This window comes from Nocardioides sp. Root240 (assembly GCF_001428825.1).
Lineage (GTDB): Bacteria > Actinomycetota > Actinomycetes > Propionibacteriales > Nocardioidaceae > Nocardioides.
In genome coordinates, this window is the sequence record NZ_LMIT01000001.1 from 512,954 (window position 1) to 534,257 (window position 21,304).

Consider the following 21,304-nt stretch of genomic DNA (forward strand, 5'->3'; position numbering starts at 1 on the left):
TCCCCGACCGATGGTGCGACGGAGGAGCGCAGCGGGGGAGGCGCGGAATCGGGTGGGGTGGATCATGCGAAGTTCCTTCGTTCGGAGGCGTCGGCCGGCGGCTCGAGGTCGAGCTCGGCCAGCGCTGCCGGGAAGTACGACGCGAGCACGTGGACGTCCGGGAGGAGGTCCGGGCAGGCGAGGAGCGAGAAGTTCATCCGGTCGACGTAGGACCAGACGGTGACGTTGAGACCGATCCCGTCGACGAGCGGGCCCACGCTGAACAGGTCGGCGAGCCGCGCTCCCCCGACGGCCGCGGGCTCGCGGGGGCCGGGGACGTTGGAGACGATCGCGGAGAAGGCGGCCGGGTGCCACGAGGCAGCACGCAGCCGGGAGTAGGCGCGCACCGCGGCGGCGAACGGCCGCGGTGGGGTGAACTGCGACCAGTCGACCAGGATCGACGCGCCGAGCTGGGCGTGGATCTCCTTCGCGTGGGTGGTCGTCTCGGAGATCCTGCGCAGTCGCGCGACCGGGTCGTCGACGTCGGTGGCAAGGGTGGTGAACAGGTTCGAGACCTGGTTGCCGCCCAGGCGCGGGACCGTTCCCCGCTCGTCGGTGCTCACCGGGACGCCGGCGAGCAGCGAGGACGCCGGGTGCTCGTCGTGGGCGGCCAGCCAGGTGCGCAGCGCGCCCGAGGCGGTGGCGAGGACGACGTCGTTGAGGGTGACGCCGTCGTGCTGGGCACGGATCCGCTTGAGCTCGCCGAGCGGCAGGCTGACGGTGGCGAAGGAGCGCAGCGGCGTGAGCGCGCCGTTGAAGGACACCCGCGGCGCGTGCAGGACCGGCACCGGCGCGTTCGCGCCGGCCCGGCGGGCGCGGATCACGCCCCGCACCCCGAGGACGGTACGACGCAGCAGGTCCGGCAGGTCGAGGAACTGGTGGGCGGCGTCGGCCCAGGCGTGCCGCAGCAGGTTCCACCGGCTCGGCAGCCGGTCGGTGGTGGCGTACTCCTCGTGCACCGCCTCCGGCGGGTTCGCCGACCGGACGTCGGTCACGTTGGCGAGCAGGGCGTTGGCCGCGGCACCGTCGGCGAGCGCGTGGTGCATCTTGCCGACGACGGCGACCTTGCCGCCCTCGAGGCCCTCGCAGTAGTGCAGCTCCCACAGCGGGCGGTCGCGGTGGAGCGGCGTGCTGGCGATCATGCCGATGAGCTGCTCGAGGTCGCGCATGCTGCCGGTGCCGTCGGGGCCGCCGATCCGGTGGCGACGGATGTGGTGCGCGACGTCGATCCGGCGCTGGGTCACCCAGACCGGGTGGTTGAGGCCGAGGGGCACCTCGACCACGCGGCGCCGCAGCGGGGGCAGCCGCTTGAGCCGGGCCAGGATGCCGCCCACGAAGGCGTCGTACGACAGGGCGTCATCGGCCTCGAGGATCGCGATCTTGAGCGTGTGCATGTGGACCGACGGGGTCTCCATGTAGAGGAAGCCGGCGTCGAAGCCCGTCATCCGCTCGATGGCGGGCCGCACCTTCGGCCCGTTCACGACGCGATCCCCGGCAGGTCGCGCACCATGATCTTGCCGGACGCGTTGCGGGGCAGCGCGTCGAGCACGACCACGTCGCGCGGGACCTTGTAGCCGGCGAGCTGGTCGCGCACGTGCGCCTTCAGCTCGTCGGTGGAGACCTCGCCGTGGAGCGCGACGTACGCCGCCAGCCGCTGGCCGAACGCCTCGTCGTCCACACCCACGACCACCACCTCGCGCACCGCGGGGTGGCCGCCGAGGACCTTCTCGACCTCGATCGGGTACACGTTCTCGCCCCCCGACACGATCATGTCGTCGTCACGGCCGACGACGTAGAGCCGGCCCGCGCTGTCGAGGCGGCCGACGTCGCCACTGACCATGTAGCCGTCGAGGTGGTCCTTCTCGGCGCCGGCGGTGTAGCCGTCGAAGGGCGAGGCGCCGCGGACCAGGATCCGGCCGACGACGTCCGCACCGACGTCGCGGCCGGAGTCGTCGACGACCCGCAGCAGGGTGCCACGGACCGGCCTGCCGGCGGTGTCCGGCGCGTGCCGGAGGTCGGCGGGCTGGGCGACGCTGATCTGGCCGGCCTCGGTGGCGTTGTAGCTGTTGTGCACCACGTCGCCGAAGCGGTCCATGAAGGCGACGACGGACTGCGGCTTCATCCGCGATCCGCTGGCGCTCACGAACCGCAGGCTCCGCAGCGAGTAGCGGTCCAGCACCGGCTCGGGCAGGTCCATGATCCGCTCGAGCATGACCGGGACGACGCTCAGCCCGGTGGCGCCGTGCTCGTCGACGAGGGCGAGCGTGGCCTCGGGGTCGAACTTGCGGCGGGTGACGACGGTGGTGGTCATCGTCGCCGCGATCACCAGCTGGCCGAAGCCCCACGCGTGGAACATCGGCGCGACCACCACGGCGGTCTCCTCGCCGCGCCACGGGATCTTCTCCAGCATGCCGGCGAGCTCGTCGGCGCCACCGCCGCTGCGGCGCGCACCCTTCGGGGTGCCGGTGGTGCCCGACGTCAGCAGCACCACCCGGCCGGCGGTCGCCGGCCGCGGCGGGACCTGGCCGGCGTGCGCGGCGATCAGGCCCTCGATGCTCAGGACCCCCGTGGGCACGGGCGCGTCGGTCCAGCCGAGGACCTCGACCAGGCCGTCGATCCGGTCGCGGGCATCGGCGACGACTCCGGCGAACTCCTCGTCGTACAGGAGGACGCGGGCGCCCTCGCGCTCCATCACGTCGGCCAGCTGCGGTCCGGAGAAGCCGGTGTTGAGCAGCAGCGCGCTGCCGCCGAGGCGGGAGTTGGCGAGCAGGGCGTCGACGAAGCCGCGGTGGTTGCGGCACAGGATGGCCACGGTCTCGACGGGACCGTCGGTGACGGCGAGGAGACCTGAGGCGAGCGCCGCCGAGCGGTCCTGGAGCTGCTGCCAGGTCAGCGAGCCGCGCTCGTCGACGAGGGCGGTGCCGTGCGGGCGTCGTACGGCGGCGAAGGCGAAGCTCGTCGTCGCGTTGGTGCCCTGCTGGCGCAGGATCCGGACCAGCCGGAAGTACTTCGCCGGGCTCATCAGGGCCAGCATCCGGGTGCTGACCAGGACCTTGAGGACCCACAGCTGGGTGCGCAGTCTCTGCAGCACGGCGTTCATCCCAGCACCGGGAAGCGTCGCTTGCGCGACATCTCGGCCAGCGCGTCCTGCATCCGGCCCCGGACGACCTCGTCGACCTCGGCGAGGTCGGGGTCGGGGCCGAACTCGGCCTCGATGTCGATCGGGTCGAGGACCCGGGTCGTGATCTTGGCCGGCAGCGGGAAGTTCAACGGCGCCGGGACGAGACCGAACGGGAAGCCGACGCCGATCGGGAACAGGTCGGTCCGCATCAGCTTGCGCAGCGGAGAGTGCCGCCCGATCCACTCGCCGCGCGTCAGGAAGAACTGCGACTCCTGGCCGCCGATCGAGACCACCGGGACGACGGGCACGCCGGCTCGCAGCGCCGTGCGGAGGTAACCCGTGCGACCGTTGAAGTCGACCACGTTGGCCTTGAGCGTGGGCCGGAAGGTGTCGTAGTCGCCTCCGGGGAAGACGATGGTGACACCGCCGGACGTCAGGATCTCGTGCGCCGCCTCCCGGGTGGCGTTCACGAAGCCGAACCGGCGCATCACGGGACCGGCCGCGCCGGTGAACAGCATGTCGTGGGCCAGGCAGTAGAGCGGCCGCTCGGCACCGAAGGCGTCCGCGAAGGCCACGGCGATGATCGGCACGTCCATCGGCATCAGCCCGCCGGAGTGGTTGCCCACGATGAGCGCTCCCCCGTCCGGCACCTTCTCCATGCCGGACACGCTCGAGCGGAAGTAGGCCTTCATGGCCAGCTTGAGCAGCGGCAGCACGGCGGCGACGGAGGCCGGGTCGCGGCGCTCGAGCGCACTCACGCCGCGCCGCCGGGAAGGACGTGGCGCCAGGCGAAGGGCTCCCACGCGGCCGGGTCCTGGCGGAGCCGGTCGACCACGACGGAGAGCACCAGCGGGTTGGCCACCATGCCGACGTGGCTGCTGACGACCTCGACGTTCTCGGCGGGCGCCCGGCCCGGACCAGCGGTCTGCTCGTCGACCGTGCAGCCACGCCACGGGACGATGCCGTCCGTCCTCGACCAGACCGCCGTGAGCGGCACCGGCACCGGTCCGCGCAGCTGGTCGACGATCTCGCGCGCGTTGTCGACGATGCCGTGCCGGACCTTGGACCTCTCGAACAGGCCGGTGGCGCGGGTGCGCTCGCCCTCGGCGCGCCACGGCGAGCCGAGGCAGACGACCTGGCGGACCCGGTCGGGGTGCTCGTGGGCGAGCCAGCGGGCGAGCAGGCCCCCGAAGCTCCAGCCGACGACGCTGACCGGCTCGTCGTACCGGTCGGCGACCTCGGCGAACCGGCGCGGGAGGCCGGTGACGATCTTCTCGGTCAGCCCGTGGTTGCTGCCGAGCCCCCAGCCGTGGACCTCGAAGCCGCGTTGCGCCAGGTGCCCACGGAGCCGGCCGGTCAACTTGTCGTGGGCCGAGAACCCGGGCAGGACCAGGACGGGCCGGCCGCCGCCGAGGTCGCGCTCGGGCAGCGCCGCGTGCGCGAGGTCGAGCAGCCGCGAGGCGCCGTACTCCACCGTCCACCGGGGCAGCTCGAGCAGCATCAGCCCGCGCCCGGGCGCCCCACCGCCCGCGGCAGCAGCCGTGCTGTGCTCGCCTTCGAAGTCGTACACCGTCGCCCCCATGTAGAACATGTTCTAGTTTCGGGACGAGTATCCCCGTGACCTGCGACAACGGCAAGCATCGGGACGCAGATCACAGGCGGCGCGGGCCGTGGGTCAGGACCCCTTCAGCGGCGTCAGCGGGTTGCCCGGCGGAATCGAGGCGCAGTTGTCACCCGCCGGCTTGCCCTGGAAGCGCGCGGTCAGCCAGCTGATCGCGTCGGGGAGCCAGAAGGGCACCGACGTGAAGTGGCTGAGGCCGTACTCCTTGTGCACGACCTTGGTGCCGGCCGCGCAGTACTTGCGGGCCAGGCTGCGCACGTCCCCGGCGACCATCACGCCGTCGCCCCTGCCGACGCTCGCGCTGGCCCTGGTGCCCTCGATCTCGCCGCCGGTCCCCTGCCCGATGAACATCGGGACGGACGGGCTCGGGCGGGTCCCGAGGTTGAGCTTGTTCACGGTCCTCACGAAGACCGGGATGCTCGCCGGGTCGCCGTACTCCGGCTTCGTGATCTTCTTCCACGTCAGCCCCGGGTAGGCGCCGAGCACCTGGGTGATCGAGGCCTTCTGGAGCTTGTCGTAGACCTGTCGTCCGTAGGCGTTGAGGTACGGCGTCAGGTCGATGTCGTAGGCGCGGGCCACGCCGACGATCGCCATCGGCATCACGCCGGCCCAGATCATGGAGCCGTCGATGTATCCGAGGTTGGCCGACGGGCGGACCAGGACGCCGCCCTCGGCCGCACCGACGATCCGCTTGTTGACGTCGGGCGCGTAGCTCGGCGCGAGCACCGACGCCCAGTTGGTGGCGATCGCGCCGCCGGAGTAGCCGACCAGGCCGACCTTCGCGGTCGGCAGGATGCCGGTGCCCGTCGCCCTGAGGGTCGCGCGGATCGAGTCGAGCGTGACGTAGCCGTACTCGGGGCCCGCCGCGAAGTCCGCCGTCGGGCCCTGGGTGTCGGACATGACGATCGCGTAGCCCTGGAGCAGGAAGGTCGACATCAGCACGGTCTCGACGTGCGCCGGCATCGCCCCGAGGGACGCGGCACCGGTCACCGCCCGTGACGGGCCGTGCTCGGGGTCGAGCGAGTCGTAGAACGACTGGTAGGAGATGACCCGGTTCGTCGCGCCGAACAGCGGCTTGATGATCGAGGTGACCCCGGCGACCGCCTCCCCGCGCGCGTTGGTCGTGCGGAACAGGACCTGCACGACCGTCAGCGGCAGCGGCACGCCCGTCACCCGGTACGGCGCCGTGCGGGTCCGCAGCACCGCACCCGGCGCGTAGTCGGCGAGCGGCTTGGCGCCGGTGTAGGTGAAGAACGGGTCCGGCGTGGCTGCTGCCGCGACCACCCGCGCCGGCGTCGGCGTCGCCTCCGCGCCGGGCGCACCCGGGACGAGGGTCGCGGCGAGCGCCACGACCGCTGCCATCACCGGAGCGGCGAGCCGCCTGCGTCGTACCGTCCGTGCCGTCGGCCCCATGCCGCACCACCCTCCCGTGGAAGTGCCGTGACCACCGTCACGGCCGGCTCATGATCGCACGGTGCGTCAGGCGCAGGGCCACGATGTGGACGCGGTGACGCGACGAGCGCCGCTCCTCAGGACCATCCGGACACTCACCTTGCCCGCCGATCTCCGCGCGATCCGGTCCAGCACGAGCGACGAATGCTGGAGCTCCCTGCCTCGCAGCACCGCCCGGCGCTGACCGTCGACGACGAAGGTGGCACTGCGCAGCCGGGTCCGGGCAGCAGAGGAGAAGAACGCCGCGACCCGGTTGCGCGCGCAGTCCCGGTGGCCCACCGTGATCAGGTCGGTGCCCGTCCCGGTCAAGGTACGACGCGTGCCGACCGGGATGAACGAGATGCTTCCCGATCCGATGAGCGACCCCTCGAGCTGACTTCCGTCTCCCGCGGGCAGCTCGAGCCGCACGGTGAGTTGGAGCCCCGAACGATACGTGTCCGGCGGCACCAGGCGGGTCACCCGCCCGCCCACATCGGCGCGGGCAACGCGGCGGTTGGCAGCGTCGTACACGGCCAGCCCCACGTAGCCGCCATTCGTCGCGCGGTACCCCGTCACCTTGTCGGCGCTTCGACCGACGAGCCACGAGCGGCGGCGCGTGGTCACGTGCACCATGACCGCGCCGCCGACCTCGTAGATGATGCTGCACGGCTCGGCGGGGCCCGGGGCGAGGTGGGCGTTCGACGCGACCCTCAGGTCGATCCGCGCCGTTCCCCGCAGGTCCCGGCTGTAGCGGTAGGTGCTGGTGCTGTGCCCGCCGACCGGGACGCCGGCCACCTCACCCGAGGCGTCCATCACCGAGGCCTGCCACCCGCCGTTGGCCACGACGGCGTGGGGGTCGGCGTCGGCTTCCTGGGTGGAGCCGCAGGAGCCGCCCTTGGGCCAGAAGTCCCAGACCTCGATGCCGGCACCCCCGCTGATCCCAGCGAACCGGAGGGCGTCGGGATCGGCGTCGGCCCGCAGGCTCAGGCCGCTCACGACCAGCACGAGAGCGGCCACGCCGGCCGTCCGGCGCATCCTCGTCATCCGCGCTCTTCCCGGTCAGGCACAGGGCCACGAGGTCGACTGCGTGACCCGCTTCGCGCCGGACCTCAGCACGATCTCGGCCCGCACCAGGCCGAACTTCCGGGGCGCGAGCCGGGTCAGCAGGATGCTGGAGCGCTGCAGGGCCCGGCCCCGCAGCACGACACGACGCTGTCCGTCGGCGAAGAAGGTGATCGAGCGCGCCTTGGTGCGTGCTGCCCGGGTGAGCGTCATCAAGGTGCGGTTCTGCGCGCAGTTGCGGTGACCTGCGGTGACGAAGGGGCGTCCGTTGCCGGTGTGGGTACGACGGGTGCCGACCGGCAGGACGGCGAGGCTCGCGACCATGCTCGCCGACGACGAGCGCGCCGTGGCCGAGCCGGCCGGTACGTCGACCTCGGCCGCCAGCGCACCGATCAGCTGGTAGGTCTGCGGGGTCACCAGGCGGGTGATGCCCTTGCCGGGCACGCTCTCGACGACGAAGTCCGAATCGGTCGCCTCGACGTACAACTCGCCGCCGAACCCGCCGCGCGACGTGACGCTGCTGCGCACCACGATCCACGAGCGCCGCGTCACGGCGACCTGGATGCCGGCGCCTCCCGTCGCGCTGTAGCGAACGGTGCAGTCGGGCGACGCCGAGGACGGGGTGGCCCGGGCCGTCGTCGTCGCCTTCACCTCGAGGCGGGTCGCACCGCGGGCGTCGCTCGACACGCGCGCCGAGGTGTCGCTGGTCCCGGCCATCTGCGTCGTGGCGTAGCGCGAGCCCGTGCGCGACATGTGGACCGTGCGCCAGCCACCGTTGACCGGCAGGTCCAGCTCGGGCTCCGCGCCCGTGCCCGGCGACGAGGTGCAGGTCGCCCCCGTCGTCCACGACATCCCACCGGAGTCGTTCGCGATCACCTTCGCGATCTCGACCGCTCCGGCCTGTGCCGACGAGCTGACGGGTTGCACGGCCAGACCTGTGGACAACGCCAGTACCGATCCGGCCACACACCAACGACGCTTCATCACGACGCCTTCCCTTCCCTTCCACGCGGGCGCTGAACCGCCCACGCGACGATCAACGCCCGCGACGCGGGTCGATGCGCCGTACGACGCGGCGCACGGCCGTGCGGACCCGAACGACCGGGCCCAGCGCCGCCACCCGGCGACCGATCCGGCCGGCCCGGTCGCGTCCGTGCTCGACGCCGGCCCGCCACGGGACCGACGCCAGCGAGAAGCGCGCGAGCACGCGGCGCCACCACGGCGTCGCCTTGCGGATCCTCTTCAGCGCCGTGTCGACGTCGGCCCAGTAGGCACTGGCCTCCTCGTCGCTCGGCGCATCCCCGCCGTAGACGTGGCGGTCGGCGGTGTGGGCCAGCGTCACGACAGGGACGACGTCGTAGCGGTCCGCAGCGGCGTACGCGCTCTCGCGGCGGGTCGCGCCCGGCGAGGGACGGACGCCGAGGTCCCGCATGCGGTCGGCCAGCTCGCGCCACGCCCCGGCCAGCTGAGCGGTCGGCTCCTCGGCACGCCGTCGGCGCCGTCGGCGCAGGAACTTGTAGAGGAGGATCCCCCACAGCGGCGAGGTGACCAGCAGGACCTTGAGGACGTCGAAGAGCACCGCGAGGACCGTCAGGAGCACCTCGAGCACGTCGAGGTTGCTGCGCTCACCGTCGCCCTGCTGGAGGTTGTCGTCGGCCTCCTGCGGCTCGCCGGGGATCCGCGGCGGCTGCAGCACCTGCGGCTGCGGCTCCTCGTTGGGCTTGTCGTTGGGCAGCCGGAGCTTCTTGTCCTCGGGCGGCGTCGGCTTGAAGGGCACCCAGCCGTGGTCCTTGAACTTCACCTCGGTCCAGGCGTGCACGTCCTCGCCGCGCACCTCACCGCCGCCGGCGGGCACCTCGAAGCCGATGACCACCCGGATGGGCAGGCCCATCTCCTGCCCGATCAGCGCCATCGCGGCGGCGTACTGCTCGTCGTTGCCGACCGGGTTCGCGGTCTTCGTCAGGACCGCGAGCCGGCTCGCTCCGTGGCCGGACGGGGTGAAGTCGTCGATGCCGTCGGAGTAGAAGCCGTTCGACTGGAAGGCGTCGCGCAGGAAGATGGCGAGCTCGCCGCCGGTGCCGCCGCCGAACTTGTCCTCGACCTCCCAGCGGTTGACCCGGTCGACGAGCTGCTCGGGGACGATCGCGGGTCGCGGGAGGGTGATGGAGTCGTCGGGCACCATCACCGCGATCTCCTCGTCGGAGTAGGTCGGCGGCGCCACCGCGTCGATCTGGTAGGTCGTGCCCGACCGGACACCACCGATCTGGGCGACGGTGCCGGTCGACCGGTTGATGACCAGCTCCGAGGCAATGGTGTCGTCGGGGCTGCCGTCGCGGATGGGCGTCATCGACAGCGTCTCGCCCACGCTCGGCACCCACACCCCGGTGTACTGACCGATCGTGACCTGGCCGTGCATCGTGGCCTTGAGCTCGGTGTCGGGGTCGTTGCGGAAGCGGCGGAAGGTGCCCGAGTCGTGCACCGAGTCCGGGCCGCCCGACACGTTCCACACCACACCGTCGTAGGTGTCCATGACGGCCAGGCGGACCAGCATCTTGCTCTCGAGTCCGGTGACCGAGAACAGCGTCGTGTCGGTGCGGACGTCGCTCTTCTTGTAGTAGCGGAACTTCGCCAGCGGGCTCGGGTAGTCGCGCGGGTCGAACGGCGGGTCGACGTGGTCGCGCAGCACCACGCGGTGGGCACTCGTGTCGCCCGCGGCGCCCAGGCCACCCGCAGCCAGGGCGGCGACGCCGACCACCGCGAGGGTGGCGCCGATGCGTCGTGCCCAGCGGACGCGGACGTCGCGCTGGGAGCGCCAGCGCAGCCAGATCACGCCGACCGCGACGATCGCGAGCCCGCGGGCCAGCGCCGCGTCGGCACGGATGTCGCCGAACGCCGACGACAGCACCAGCACGAGGGCCAGCACCAGGCCGGCGGCGCCGGGCCAGCGCGAACGCCACAGGAGGACGGCCGCGGCCAGTCCGCCCACCAGGCCCGTCACCAGCGGCACGATCATCACGGTGCCGCTCTCGCCGAGCGGCGCGGGCAGCGTCAGCGACTCGCGCCAGGCGTCGACCAGCCCGACGACGAGGTCGTGCAGGGAGTCAGCGGTCGGGATGAACCCGTTGCGCGCCCGCCCGGGGACGACGATCGCGGAGCCGACGAGGAGGTAGAGCGCCACCGCGGCCAGGGTCGTGATCCAGGCGCCCCATCGCAGCCACGCGCCGAGCCAGGCGACCGCGACCCCGACACCGAGGCCGACGACGACCGCGACCAGCCACTGCGAGCCGCTGTAGGCCGCGCCGAGCGGCCAGGCGCAGAGCACGCCGAGGCCGAGCACGAGCGCGGTGTCGACCACCGCCAGCCACCACGGCGGCAGCTGCCGACGACCGCGCTTGCGCTGCTGGACGACCATGACCGGCGCACTGCTGCTGTTGCTGCTGTCGCGCACGGGCGGCCCGCTGGGGCGGGGGCCCAGCGGCTGGCCGGCCGGCGGGACGGTGGTCATGCCGCCACCCGTCGTACGGCGATGCCGAGCTCCTCGAGCCGACCGACGGTCGCGACGCCGAGGTCGCCCAACCAGCGCACCGACGGCTCGTGGCCGACCAGGCAACGCACCGCGATCACGCGCATGTCGACGGGGAGGTACTGCCGCGCCTTGCGCAGCTCGGTGATGCTGACGCCGGACCCGACGCAGAGCACGACGACGCTGGCGGCGAGCTCGTCGACGCTGAGGTGGCGGGCCACGTCGACGAGGTGACGGGCCTTCCAGTCGTAGGTCAGGCCGGAGAGGCCGTCGAGGAAGCGCTGGTTGCTGGTCGCCGGGATCGAGGCGTGCGAGGCGACCGCGCTGAGACGCTGGCCGTCCATGATCGCCTGGGTGCCGAGCGAGCCGGCGACCGAGATCGCGAGCTCGAACTCGTCGTCGGTGGCGTAGTCCTCCAGGCGCGAGCTGACCATCGTCAGCAGGTGCGAGCGCCGGGTCTCCTCGAACTGCCGGACCATGAGGGTGCCGGTCTTGGCACTGGACTTCCAGTGGATGTGGCGCCGGTCGTCGCCCGGGACGTAGCCGCGCAGGGCGTGGAAGGAGACGTCGTTGTCGGACACCTTCGGCACCGTGCGGCCCTCGAGGTCGCGCACCAGGCCGGCGGCCGAACCCTCGACCCGCAGGGTCTTGGGGTGCACGTAGAGCATGTCGAGGTCGCTGAGCCGGCGCTCGCGGCGCAGCAGGCCCAGCGGGTCGGACCGGACCGCGATGACCGGACCCACGTCGAGCACCGCACGGTGCGCGGTCGGGATCGCGAAGAGCTCCTCGTGCATCGCACCAGGCGCAAGCGCGGGCAGGTCGAAGGCGGCCTTGCCCGCCCCGACCGGGAACTCCACGACGAGCGGTCGCGAACGACGGCCGGTCGGGTTGGACAGGGTGAGGTAGCCGTTGGCCCGCTCCCCCACGATCACCCGGTCGCGCGCCAGGTCGAGGCGCGCGGACAGCGGCTGCCGGCCGACCACGAAGAGCACCGCCAGCAGCAGCACCACCAGCAGGAAGACACCCCCGACGACCAGCTCGCCCCAGTGCAGGGCCGGTCCGGCGACCACCAGCGCGATCGCCAGCAGCGCAACCACCCAGCCCGCGGGCGTGACGGTCTCGGTGACCGGCGCCAGCGCGGACCGCAGCCGCTGGGTACGGGTGCCGACCTTGTCGCGCAGCGAGCCGGTGACCGCCTGGCGGCGCCGGGAGAGGTCGGTGAGCGTCCGGCGGAGGCCGGACGCCCAGGAGCGGGGGTCCTTCATCGTGCGGCGGGCTCCAGCGGGACGGAGATCCGCTCGAGGACGCGGCGCACGACGTCCTCGGTCGTCGTACCGCGGAAGTCCTCCTCGGGGTCGAGGACCATGCGGTGCGCGAGCACGGGGACGGCGAGCGTCTTCACGTCGTCGGGCACGACGTAGTTGCGGCCGTACGACGCCGCCCAGGCCCGGGCGGCGCGCACCAGCGCGAGGCCGGCCCGGACGCTCGTGCCGAGGACGACCTCGGAGGCGTTGCGGGTCTCCTCGGTGATGCTGGCGACGTACTCGTAGATCGCGGGCTCGACGTGGACCTGCTGGGCGAGCGAGATCAGGTGCAGCACGTTGTCGCCGCTGATGATCGGGTTGAGGACCGTGGCGGCCTTGCCCTTCGGCGCGTTGGTGAGGATCTGCACCGTGTTCTCGTGGTCCGGGTAGCCCAGCGTCGCCTTGATCAGGAAGCGGTCGAGCTGCGCCTCCGGGAGGCGGTAGGTGCCGGCCTGCTCGATCGGGTTCTGGGTCGCGATCACGATGAACGGTTGGCCCACCATGTGGGTGACGCCGTCGACGGTGACCTGGCTCTCCTCCATGACCTCGAGCAGGGCCGACTGGGTCTTCGGCGAGGCCCGGTTGATCTCGTCGGCGAGGACCACGTTGGAGAAGATCGGGCCCTTGTGGAACTCGAACTCCTGGCTGCGCTGGTCGAAGATCGTCACGCCGGTGACGTCGCTCGGCAGCAGGTCCGGCGTGAACTGGATCCGGTGGTGGTCGCCCTGGATCGTCTGGGCGATCGCCCGCGCCAGCGAGGTCTTGCCCGTGCCCGGGTAGTCCTCGAGGAGGAGGTGCCCCTCCGCGAGGAGGGTGACGAAAGCGAGCCGGACGACCTCGGTCTTGCCGACGATGGCCTGCTCGACGTTGGCGACGAGCTGGGCGAAGGTCTGCGAGAACCACTCGGTCTGTTCGGTGCTGAGCGACATGGATGTCCTTTCGGTGGAGCGAGGAGCGCGGAGGCGGAGGGGCGCTACCGCGAGTCGGAGGCGAAGACGCCGCTCGCGTTGACGGTCACGGAACCGGATCCGGTGAACTTGCAGTCGTTGGAGCCGCCGACGTAGACGTCGAAGTTCTCCTTGACCCCCGGGTTCATCACCGGACACTTCGACGGGTCCACGGCGGCGGGGCCGGCGAGCGAGACCCCCAGCGGCTGCTCACTGTGCGGGAAGCCGCGGCCCTCGACGTAGATCGTGCACTGCTGCCCGGCGCCGAGGCTTCCGCAGCCGTCGTTCCTGCCGAAGGACACCGTCAGGGTTTTCGGCATCGACGTGCCGGAGAGCGGGATGACCTCGCTGTACTGCCGGTCGCCGGAGGCCTCGGACACCGTGCGCACGTAGACGGTGCTCGACGCGCCTCCCTCGCCCACCTCGGCCGAGTAGGTGTCGCCGGACCTGTGGTCGGTCCAGCCGTCGACCCCGTTGGGGCTCCACTGGACGCCGGTGACCTTCTTGCCGTTGGCATCGCCCGCGTAGATCCGGAACGAGATGTGGTACCAGTCGTAGCTGCTGGTCGGAGATGCCGTCGGCGTCCCCGGCTTCCCCCAGGTCCTGATGTCGTAGAGCGAGCTCTCCTGGCCGTCCACCGGCCTCCCGTTGTTGCTGGTCACCGCCCAGACGCGGACCGAGTGCGGGTCGTTGTCGCCGAAGTCGACGGGCGCACCGCCGGGACCGGGGGCACTGCCGAAGTTGTGGACCGCGCCGTTCTCGGTCTGCACGGCGTAGTGATCGATCGGCAGGCCGCCGTCGTCGGCGGGCGGGTTCCAGCCGATCAGCGCGATCCCGTCGTCGGGCGACTCCTGGGCGACCTCGAGGCCCTGGACCGGTCCGGCCTTGGTCCATGGCCGGCCGGTCACCGACGGGCTGTCCTTGCTGACGCCCGCGTCGTTCTGGGCCGCGACCGTGAAGGTGAAGTTCCGGCCCTTCACGATGCCGTTGCTCTCGTCGAACTGCTTCGAGGTCTCGTCCGGCTGGGCGTAGAACGTCGACGACGAGCAGCCGGAGCAGTGGATGACGTAGCGCGTGATCGCGTTGCCGTTGGTCTGCGGCTGCGACCAGCTGGACCAGTCGATCTTGATCCAGGCCCGCGAGTTGAAGCTGTCGGCCTCGCTGGCCGTCAGGCCGGGCTTGGTGCCGGAGGGCAGCGGGACGCCGAAGGGCGCCACCGCGCGCGACGGACCCGAGAACTCGCGCTTCGGCTCGACCAGGTTGACCGCCCGGATCTCGAAGGCGTAGGACGTGCCGTTGGACAGCCCCGTGATCGTGTGGGAGGTCTGGTTGCCGTCGGCCTCCCAGACGTGGGTGCTGCCCGCCTCCTTGATCTCGTAGGTAAGGATCTCGGAGCCCTCGTTGTGGGGCGGGGTCCACCGCAGCGTCAGCTGGCCGTCCATCTTGGAGCCGGTCGGCTTCGACTCGACCACGATCGTCGGCGCGGCCATCACGTCGGGCGCCTCGTTGGGGGTGATCTCCTCCGACGCGGGGCTCTCGTCGCCCCAGCCCTCGGAGTTCTCGGCCCGCACCGTGAAGGTGTACGTGTCGCCCGGCGTGAGCCCGTCGAGCCGGCAGGTGGTCCGCGGGCAGGACTGCTTGAAGCCGTGCGAGCCCTCGACCTCGTAGCCCTTGATCGGGGCACCGTTGGCGCTCGGCTCGACCCACGACAGCACCGCCGACGACGCCTCGACGGTCGAGAGCGTGGGCTGGGCCGGCGCGTCGGGGACATCCATGACGGTGACGTTGATGCGTGCCGTGACGTCGCGGCTCGCGTCGCCCGAGGCGTCCGAGACGGTGACCTTGATGGTGGAGGTGCCGGTGTCGGTCGGCGTGAAGGACACCTTCGACCCGTGCGCCTTGAGGCCCCGCAGCTTGCCGTTGCCCTCGATCAGCGGGTTCTTCGCCTCGATCGTCGGGTCGGGGTAGCGGTTGACCGCGGACTCCGCGAGGTCGACCGTGGTCTCCTCGCCCTCGTCGGCGGCGACGTTGAGGACGGGGATCTGCAGCACCGGGATGTCGCTGCCGACGATCCGGGCGCTCACCACGGCGGTGGCCGTGCCGCCGTGGCCGTCATCGGCCGCCACCTCGACGTCGAGCACCTCGCCGACCTTGGCGCCGGAGGCCTCGATCGACAGGGTGTGGCCCTCGCCGTCGATCTTGGCGTCCAATCCGTCGGGCGCGGAGGTGATGGAGTACGTCATCGAGGCGAGGTCGTCGTCGTTGGCGTCGCGGGTCAGGCCCTCGAGGTCCACCTCGGCGCCGTCGCCCTCGGCGGTCACGTCGACCGCGGCGTCGCGCATCGTGGGGGCGACGTTGCCGACCGGCTTGATGTCGATCGGGATCGTCAGCAGCGAGCTCAGCGCGCCGTTCTCCCCGAGCGAGCGTCCGTCGGTGACGGTGACGCTGACCGACGCGGGCCCGACCCGGCCGCGGGCCGGGGTGAACTCGAGCGAGGTGGGCTCGCCCGGCACGTTGTCGACCGAGCCGTAGATCGAGGTCGGGAACGGGTCGGGGACGATCAGCGGCTGCCGCCCGGCGCGCGTGATCACCAGGTCGGCGAGGTCGAAGACGATCGGCTCACCGGCCGTGGCCTCGACGGGGATCTTGTCCTCGTCGGTCGTCAGCTGCGGCGGCACGTTGTCGGTGCCGGTGACGTAGATGACGCCGTACGTCGACGCGGACTCCTTGTCCGCGTCGTCGAGCTTGTAGAGCACGACCTGGTCCTGGGCCTTGAGCTCGACCCGCACGGTCGTGTCGCCCTCGACGACCTTGCAGTCGCCGCCCTTGCCGGCGTCGCAGCCGGTGACGTGCAGGTCGGCCTTGGCGCCGTCGAAGTCGAGGTCGTTGTCGAGGACGGGGATCTCCACGCTCTCCCCCGGGTCGCGACCGATGATGTCGCCGAGCTCGGCCACGTCGTCGCGGGCCACCGGGGAGTAGAAGGGCGCGTCACGGCTCGCCACGATCTTCAGGATCGCGCTGTCACGGGCGCCCGCGGCGTCCTCGATGGTGTAGCCGACATTGATCGGCGTGCTGCCCTGCTCCGGGGCGTTGCCGACCCGGACCTCGACGAAGCCGTTCTCGTGGTTCGCCTTCTGGTTGGCGTTGAGCTCCTCGATGCGCAGCGGGTCGTCATCGGGGTCGACGTCGTTGGTGAGCACGTCGTAGGCGATGGTCCGGTTGGGCTGCACCAGCACCGTGTCGTCGAGCGCGACCGGGGGCTGGTTGACCTCCTCCTCCGGCACGACGCCGACGCGGACCTCCGCGACGCCGGTGGCGCCGTACTTGTCCTGCACGCGGACCTGGAAGAAGTCGGTGCCGGCCTTGCCCTCGAAGGCCTCGTAGCGGATCCAGTCGACGCCGGTGTCGAGGATCCGGCCGAGCGAGGGCGCGGAGAGGAAGCTGTGGAAGGCCACCGAGTCGCCGTCGGGGTCGGCGCCGACGAGGTCGACGGAGATCACCTTCGGGCGACCCGTGATGACCCGGTCGATGATCGGCTGCGGCAGCGGCGCGTGGTTGTTGCGGGCGGAGTCCTCGACCACGAAGATGCTGACCTCGGCCGAGGCCCGCAGGCCGTCGGCGTCGCGCTCGCCGTAGACGACCGAGTAGTTGCCGGGCTTGTCGGGGGCACGCAGCCGCAGCGAGTCGCCGGCGACCCAGATGTCGAGGTCCTGGTCCTCGAGGTCGAGGTCGTCCTGGATCAGCCGCGGCTTGCCGCCGTCGGGGTCCGAGTCGTTGGCGAGCACCGGGATCGTGGTCACCGACCCGGCCCGCACCGTCACCTGGTCCTTGTTGGCGACGGGCGGCCGGTTGGCCTGACTGTTGGGCCGCTGGGAGATCACCAGCTGGCCGGTGGTCGGGCTGCGGCCGTCGGAGACGAGGTACTCGACGGTCACCGGCTCGGAGAGGTCGTCGGTCAGGCTGACCACGGCGAGCCGCTTGTCGACCAGCGAGACCTTGACGCCGGCGCCGACGGGCCGGTCGATCCGCTTCACGACGAGCACGTCGCCGTCGGGGTCGAGGTCGTTGAGCAGCAGGTCGGCCTGCGCCGTGGCGCCCGGGGAGACGACCACCTTGTCGCGCACCGCGACCGGCGGCCGGTTGTTCTTGGGCGGCGACTCGATGTCGAGGCGCACCTGGGCGGTGGCCGTCGCGGACGAGTTGTAGGCGGCGTACTCGAGGTAGTACGGCTTGGCACGGGTCGCCTTGAAGGTGAAGGTGCCCGACTCGAGGTCCTTCGAGATCTCGGTGCCGGCGGCGTCCCCGACCACGCGCACGCTCTTGAGCGTCAGCTCGCGTCCCTCGGGGTTGCGGTCGTTGGCCAGTGGCTGCACGACGACCTGGGTGTTCGCGACGCCGGAGCTCAGGTCCGGCACCAGCTCGGGCGGCGCGGTCTCGCCGACCACGTTGACCTTGAGCTTGCCGACGTAGTCGTCGTAGCCGTCGTTGATCGTGTACTCGATCTCCGAGACCGACGGGACGACCCCGGTGTCGGTGAAGGTGATCGTGCCGTCGGGGCGGTACTCCACGCCGCCGCCGCGCGCCCGCGCGTCGAGCAGGGTGAGGTCGTCGCCCTCCTTGTCGTAGAAGTCGGCGAGCAGGTAGTAGCTCGACGTCGCCCTCCGGGTGACCGTGAGCTCCTGCGCCTGCTTGCGGTCGTCCATCAACCTCGGCGCGGTGTGCTCGCCGTTGCCGATGATCTTCAGCCGCACGGTGGCATAGGGCTTGTCGCTGACCCGCCCGTCGGTGACGTAGTAGCGGATGACGGCGACGCCGCGGTCCTCGGCCTTGACGGCGACCTGCAGCTGGGTGCCACCGCCGACGATCTTCACCTCGACGTCCGGTCCGCTCATGACCTCCTGCCGGACGATCCGGATGATGTCGCCGTCCGGGTCGTGGTCGTTGAGCGCGACCACGGGCAGCACCGTCGACCGGCCGGGCCGGGCGCCGAGCTCGTCGTCGTTGGGCTCCGGCGGACGGTTCTCCTGGTCGGGGATCTCCTCGGTCGTCTTCTTCAGCTTGGACTTGTTCTCGTTCTTCGGCTCGACCTGGGGCCAGTTGTCGGCCTTGGCCTTGCCGGGGTTCTGGACCACCCAGGCGTCACCCGTACGGACGTCGTTCAGCACCACGACCTCGCGGTTGACGCGGAACCTCAGGTCCGCACCCTCCTGCATGTGCTGGATCGGGTCCGGGTCGTCGTCGTTGTCGTCGGCGCAGTCGCGGAGGTAGTTGTGCGGGGAGGAGGGGTCCGACCAGGCGGAGTACACGCACTGGGCGCCACTGAGGTAGACCGGAGGGGCGGGCGTGCCGTTGACGTCGCCCTCACTGATCCGCTCGAGGTGCCCGCCGTCGAGGTCGGCGGCGTAGAGGCCGTCGTTGGTCGCGATGCTGACCACTGAGCGCTCGTCGGACGGCTCCTGGACGCGGACGCTCGTCGGGTCCGCGGCGTCGACCGGGATCGGGTCGGCGTCGGGGACGTAGAGCTCGGTCGTGGTGGCGGCGAAGAGCACCGGCTCCTCGCCCACGACGGTCAGCTGGAGCTGCTTCTCGTCGCGGCCGATGTCGCCGTCGGCGAGGTCGACCGTGTCACCGGAGGACACCTCCTCGCCGTCGGGGGTGAAGGGCGTCGCCCCGCCGTCGCGGTCGAGGACCCAGGCCCGGCCGTCGGTGCCGACCGCTGCGGTCACCGCGTCGGAGGCGACCGGCTCGGTCGCGTCGGCCGAGAAGCTGCTGAAGCTGCTCTCCGGACGCACCCAGGCCTTGCCGCTGCGCGGGTCGACGACGACGAAGGTGTCACCGCCGTGGGCGACCACGGCACCGGTGGGCAGCGAGGTCGCCTCGCCGGCGCTCGCCATCGCGACGTCGACCGCCTTGACCCCGCGCTCGGACGTCTGGTCGTCGAGGTAGACGCTCGTGGCGCGCTGGATGACGTCGAACTCCCGGGTCCCGGCGTCGACGCCGAGGTCGAGCTCCTCGATCTGGGGGTTGAGCCGGGCGGTCAGTGCCAGCTCCTCGTTGGTCACCCAGACGCCGCCGTCGTTGAGGTCCACCTCTGTGAACGGCTTGCCGTCGTGCTGCCACGCGAGCACGACGAGCGACCCGAGGGCGACCGTCAGCGCAGTGCCCGACGCCGTACGGCGCCACCGGCCCTTCACTGCCCCACCCCGCACTTGGGGGCCGAGGCCTCCGAGACCTGGCTGCCCGGTCGCGACACCGAGACCTGGACGCACACGGTGGCGTCGCGCGGCACGGTGATCGTGCGGCTGCTGTCGCGGGTCCAGTCGGGCTCTGCGTCCTCGTAGCCGTCGCCGGTCATGACCACCTTGAACTCGTCACCCTCCCGGGGCTTCTCCTGGGCCCAGCTGAACGTCCACCGGTTGCCGCGGTGGGAGACCGTGACCACGGGCGCCTCGGGCACGTCGATCGCCTTGTGGGGATCGGCCGGGCCCTCGCCGTGGATCGGGCCCTGTCGGGGGTCCTCGTCGTCGGACCCGCCGGCGAGCAGGGCGAAGCCGATGCCGGCGGCCACCAGCGCGGCGACGACACCCACGGCGATGCGTCCGCCGCGGCCAGGACCCCCGTCGTCGGTACGACGCGGCGGAGTGGCGCCCTCCGTGCCCCCGCCGGTCGCGACCGGGGCTGCGCCGGGGACGCGGGTGCGGTCGTCGACCTCCGGCGCCACCGGGTGCGGCCGCGCGCTCACCGCGGCCGGGATGATGACCGACACCGGACGGACCAGGGTGCGGGCGTCGTTGGGGTGCTCCTCGCTGAGCGCCGACGGCGAGGCGTCCATGACCTCGAGCCGGGTCGGCGACTGGCGCAGCTCGATCTGCACGTCCTGCAGCTGGCGACCGAGCACCATCGCCGAGACGGGACGCTTGCCGACCTCGACGGACATGGCCCGGCGCAGCACGTCGAGCAGGGACGCCGGCACGTCGGGCCGGCGCAGCGGGGTGAGCTGGCCGCGCTCGATGCGGTGCATCAGGCTGGCGTTGTCGTTGGGGGCGTCGCGGCGCTCGACCGGCGGGTGGCCGATGAGCAGCGAGTAGAGGGTCGCGGCCAGCGAGTAGACGTCGCTGCGGACGTCGTGGCTGTCGGCGGTGAGCGCCTCCGGGGGTGACCACGGGATCGACAGTCCCTGGCCTGCGGCGCCGGCCTCGCCGACGACCGACGCGATGCCGAAGTCGGTCAGCAGCGGGACGCCGAAGGTACTGGTCAGGATGTTGTGGGGCTTGATGTCGCGGTGCAGGATCCCGGCCCGGTGGGCGGTCTCGACGGCGCTCGCGATCTTGACACCGATGTCGAGCACCTCGCCGACGGCCAGCGGCTGGGCGCGGTAGCGCTGCGCGACGTGCGGCGGCGGGCAGAACTCCATGACCAGGAAGGCACGTCCGTCGGAGCTCACCCCGGCCTGGTAGATCGGCACGATCGAGGGGTGGTTGGACAGCTGGGCCATCACGTTGGCCTCGGCACGGAACAGCTCGAGCGCCGCGGTGTCGCTGCTGTTGCGCAGCACCTTGATGGCGACCTGCCGGGTCGGCAGCTCCTGCTCGTAGCGGAACACGTCGGCGAAGCCACCCTCGCCGATGTGGTCGATGAAGCGGAAGCCGGGGATCTGGGGCGCGTTCTGGCTCATCTGCTGGTTGGTCTGCTGGTTCATCAGTGGTCGCCTCCGGCGGGCACGACCTTGGCGGTCAGGCCCTTGGAGAGGGTGAGGACGTCGCCGAGGCCGACCTCGGTGGCGACGCCGTGGTCGAGCGGGACGGGGGTGCGGCCCGGACGGGCCAGCAGGGTGCCGTTGGTCGAGGTGTCGGTGACCGTGACCCGGATGCCGTCGGAGGACACCTCGAGGTGGGTGCTCGACACGTAGGGGTCGTCGACGGTCACCAGCGCCGGCAGGTTGGCGCTGCCACCGACCTGCTGGACCCGCGGGCTGCGGCCGATCAGCACCCGGCGGCGGACCGCGATCACCCGGCCGGTGGACAGCTCGAGGGCGACGAGGGGACGCGGCGGCGGCGTGGTCGCCGGGGCGGCGACGGCCTGGCTGGCGCGCAGCGCCTGCAGTTGGGCGGGGGTGATCGTGCGGCCGTCGTGGTCGGACGACGGGTCGGCGGCGACGGTCGCTGGGGCGGGGACCGGGGCGGGTGCCGGGATCGGCGCGGGTGCCGGCGCGGGTGCCGGCGCGGGTGCCGGCGCGGGTGCCGGCGCGGGTGCCGG

General features: G+C 71.9%; 13 protein-coding genes. All 13 read right to left on the reverse strand.

The annotated features are described in order from the left end of the window. Window positions 1–62: 62 nt before the first annotated feature. The gene (locus ASE20_RS02420) at window positions 63–1,520 is read right to left on the reverse strand and encodes a WS/DGAT/MGAT family O-acyltransferase (RefSeq protein WP_056892909.1); all 1,458 of its coding nucleotides are present in this window, start codon (window positions 1,518–1,520) and stop codon (window positions 63–65) included. Further along, on the reverse strand, window positions 1,517–3,130 hold the full coding sequence (locus tag ASE20_RS02425) for an AMP-binding protein (protein WP_200952681.1): 1,614 nt from the start codon (window positions 3,128–3,130) through the stop codon (window positions 1,517–1,519). Before ASE20_RS02425 ends, ASE20_RS02420 begins: the two co-directional genes overlap by 4 nt. 5 nt (window positions 3,131–3,135) lie before the next feature. After that, the gene (locus ASE20_RS02430; RefSeq protein ID WP_056892911.1) at window positions 3,136–3,918 is read right to left on the reverse strand and encodes a lysophospholipid acyltransferase family protein; all 783 of its coding nucleotides are present in this window, start codon (window positions 3,916–3,918) and stop codon (window positions 3,136–3,138) included. After that, window positions 3,915–4,742 carry an esterase/lipase family protein gene (locus ASE20_RS02435; protein WP_162260979.1) on the reverse strand — a complete coding sequence of 276 codons (828 nt, stop codon included), beginning with the start codon at window positions 4,740–4,742 and terminating at the stop codon, window positions 3,915–3,917. The genes ASE20_RS02430 and ASE20_RS02435 overlap by 4 nt, the downstream gene beginning before the upstream one ends. 93 nt (window positions 4,743–4,835) lie before the next feature. Continuing rightward, window positions 4,836–6,194, reverse strand: coding sequence for a lipase family protein (locus ASE20_RS02440; protein WP_056892913.1), 1,359 nt, complete (start codon window positions 6,192–6,194; stop codon window positions 4,836–4,838). A 66-nt stretch (window positions 6,195–6,260) separates the two neighbouring features. Next, window positions 6,261–7,256: a hypothetical protein gene (locus tag ASE20_RS02445; protein ID WP_157538379.1), complete on the reverse strand. Its 996-nt coding sequence runs from the start codon at window positions 7,254–7,256 to the stop codon at window positions 6,261–6,263. 15 nt (window positions 7,257–7,271) lie between these two features. Next, window positions 7,272–8,201 (reverse strand): hypothetical protein, encoded by a 930-nt coding sequence (locus tag ASE20_RS02450; protein WP_056892915.1) that lies wholly within the window; start codon window positions 8,199–8,201, stop codon window positions 7,272–7,274. A gap of 109 nt (window positions 8,202–8,310) precedes the next feature. Further along, window positions 8,311–10,779: a transglutaminase-like domain-containing protein gene (locus ASE20_RS02455; protein ID WP_056892916.1), complete on the reverse strand. Its 2,469-nt coding sequence runs from the start codon at window positions 10,777–10,779 to the stop codon at window positions 8,311–8,313. Further along, entirely contained in the window at window positions 10,776–12,062 is a 1,287-nt protein-coding gene (locus tag ASE20_RS02460; RefSeq protein WP_056892917.1) for a DUF58 domain-containing protein, read from the reverse strand. The genes ASE20_RS02455 and ASE20_RS02460 overlap by 4 nt, the downstream gene beginning before the upstream one ends. Continuing rightward, a complete protein-coding gene (locus tag ASE20_RS02465; RefSeq protein ID WP_056892918.1) occupies window positions 12,059–13,030 on the reverse strand; it encodes an AAA family ATPase in 972 nt (323 codons plus the stop codon). The genes ASE20_RS02460 and ASE20_RS02465 overlap by 4 nt, the downstream gene beginning before the upstream one ends. A 44-nt stretch (window positions 13,031–13,074) precedes the next feature. Then, on the reverse strand, window positions 13,075–19,242 hold the full coding sequence (locus ASE20_RS02470) for an Ig-like domain-containing protein (protein WP_056892919.1): 6,168 nt from the start codon (window positions 19,240–19,242) through the stop codon (window positions 13,075–13,077). Continuing rightward, window positions 19,239–20,747 (reverse strand): serine/threonine-protein kinase, encoded by a 1,509-nt coding sequence (locus ASE20_RS02475; protein ID WP_056892920.1) that lies wholly within the window; start codon window positions 20,745–20,747, stop codon window positions 19,239–19,241. Before ASE20_RS02475 ends, ASE20_RS02470 begins: the two co-directional genes overlap by 4 nt. Beyond that, the coding region (locus tag ASE20_RS25395) for an FHA domain-containing protein (protein ID WP_225869010.1) at window positions 20,747–21,304 on the reverse strand (558 nt) is incomplete at its 5' end. The genes ASE20_RS25395 and ASE20_RS02475, both read right to left, overlap by 1 nt.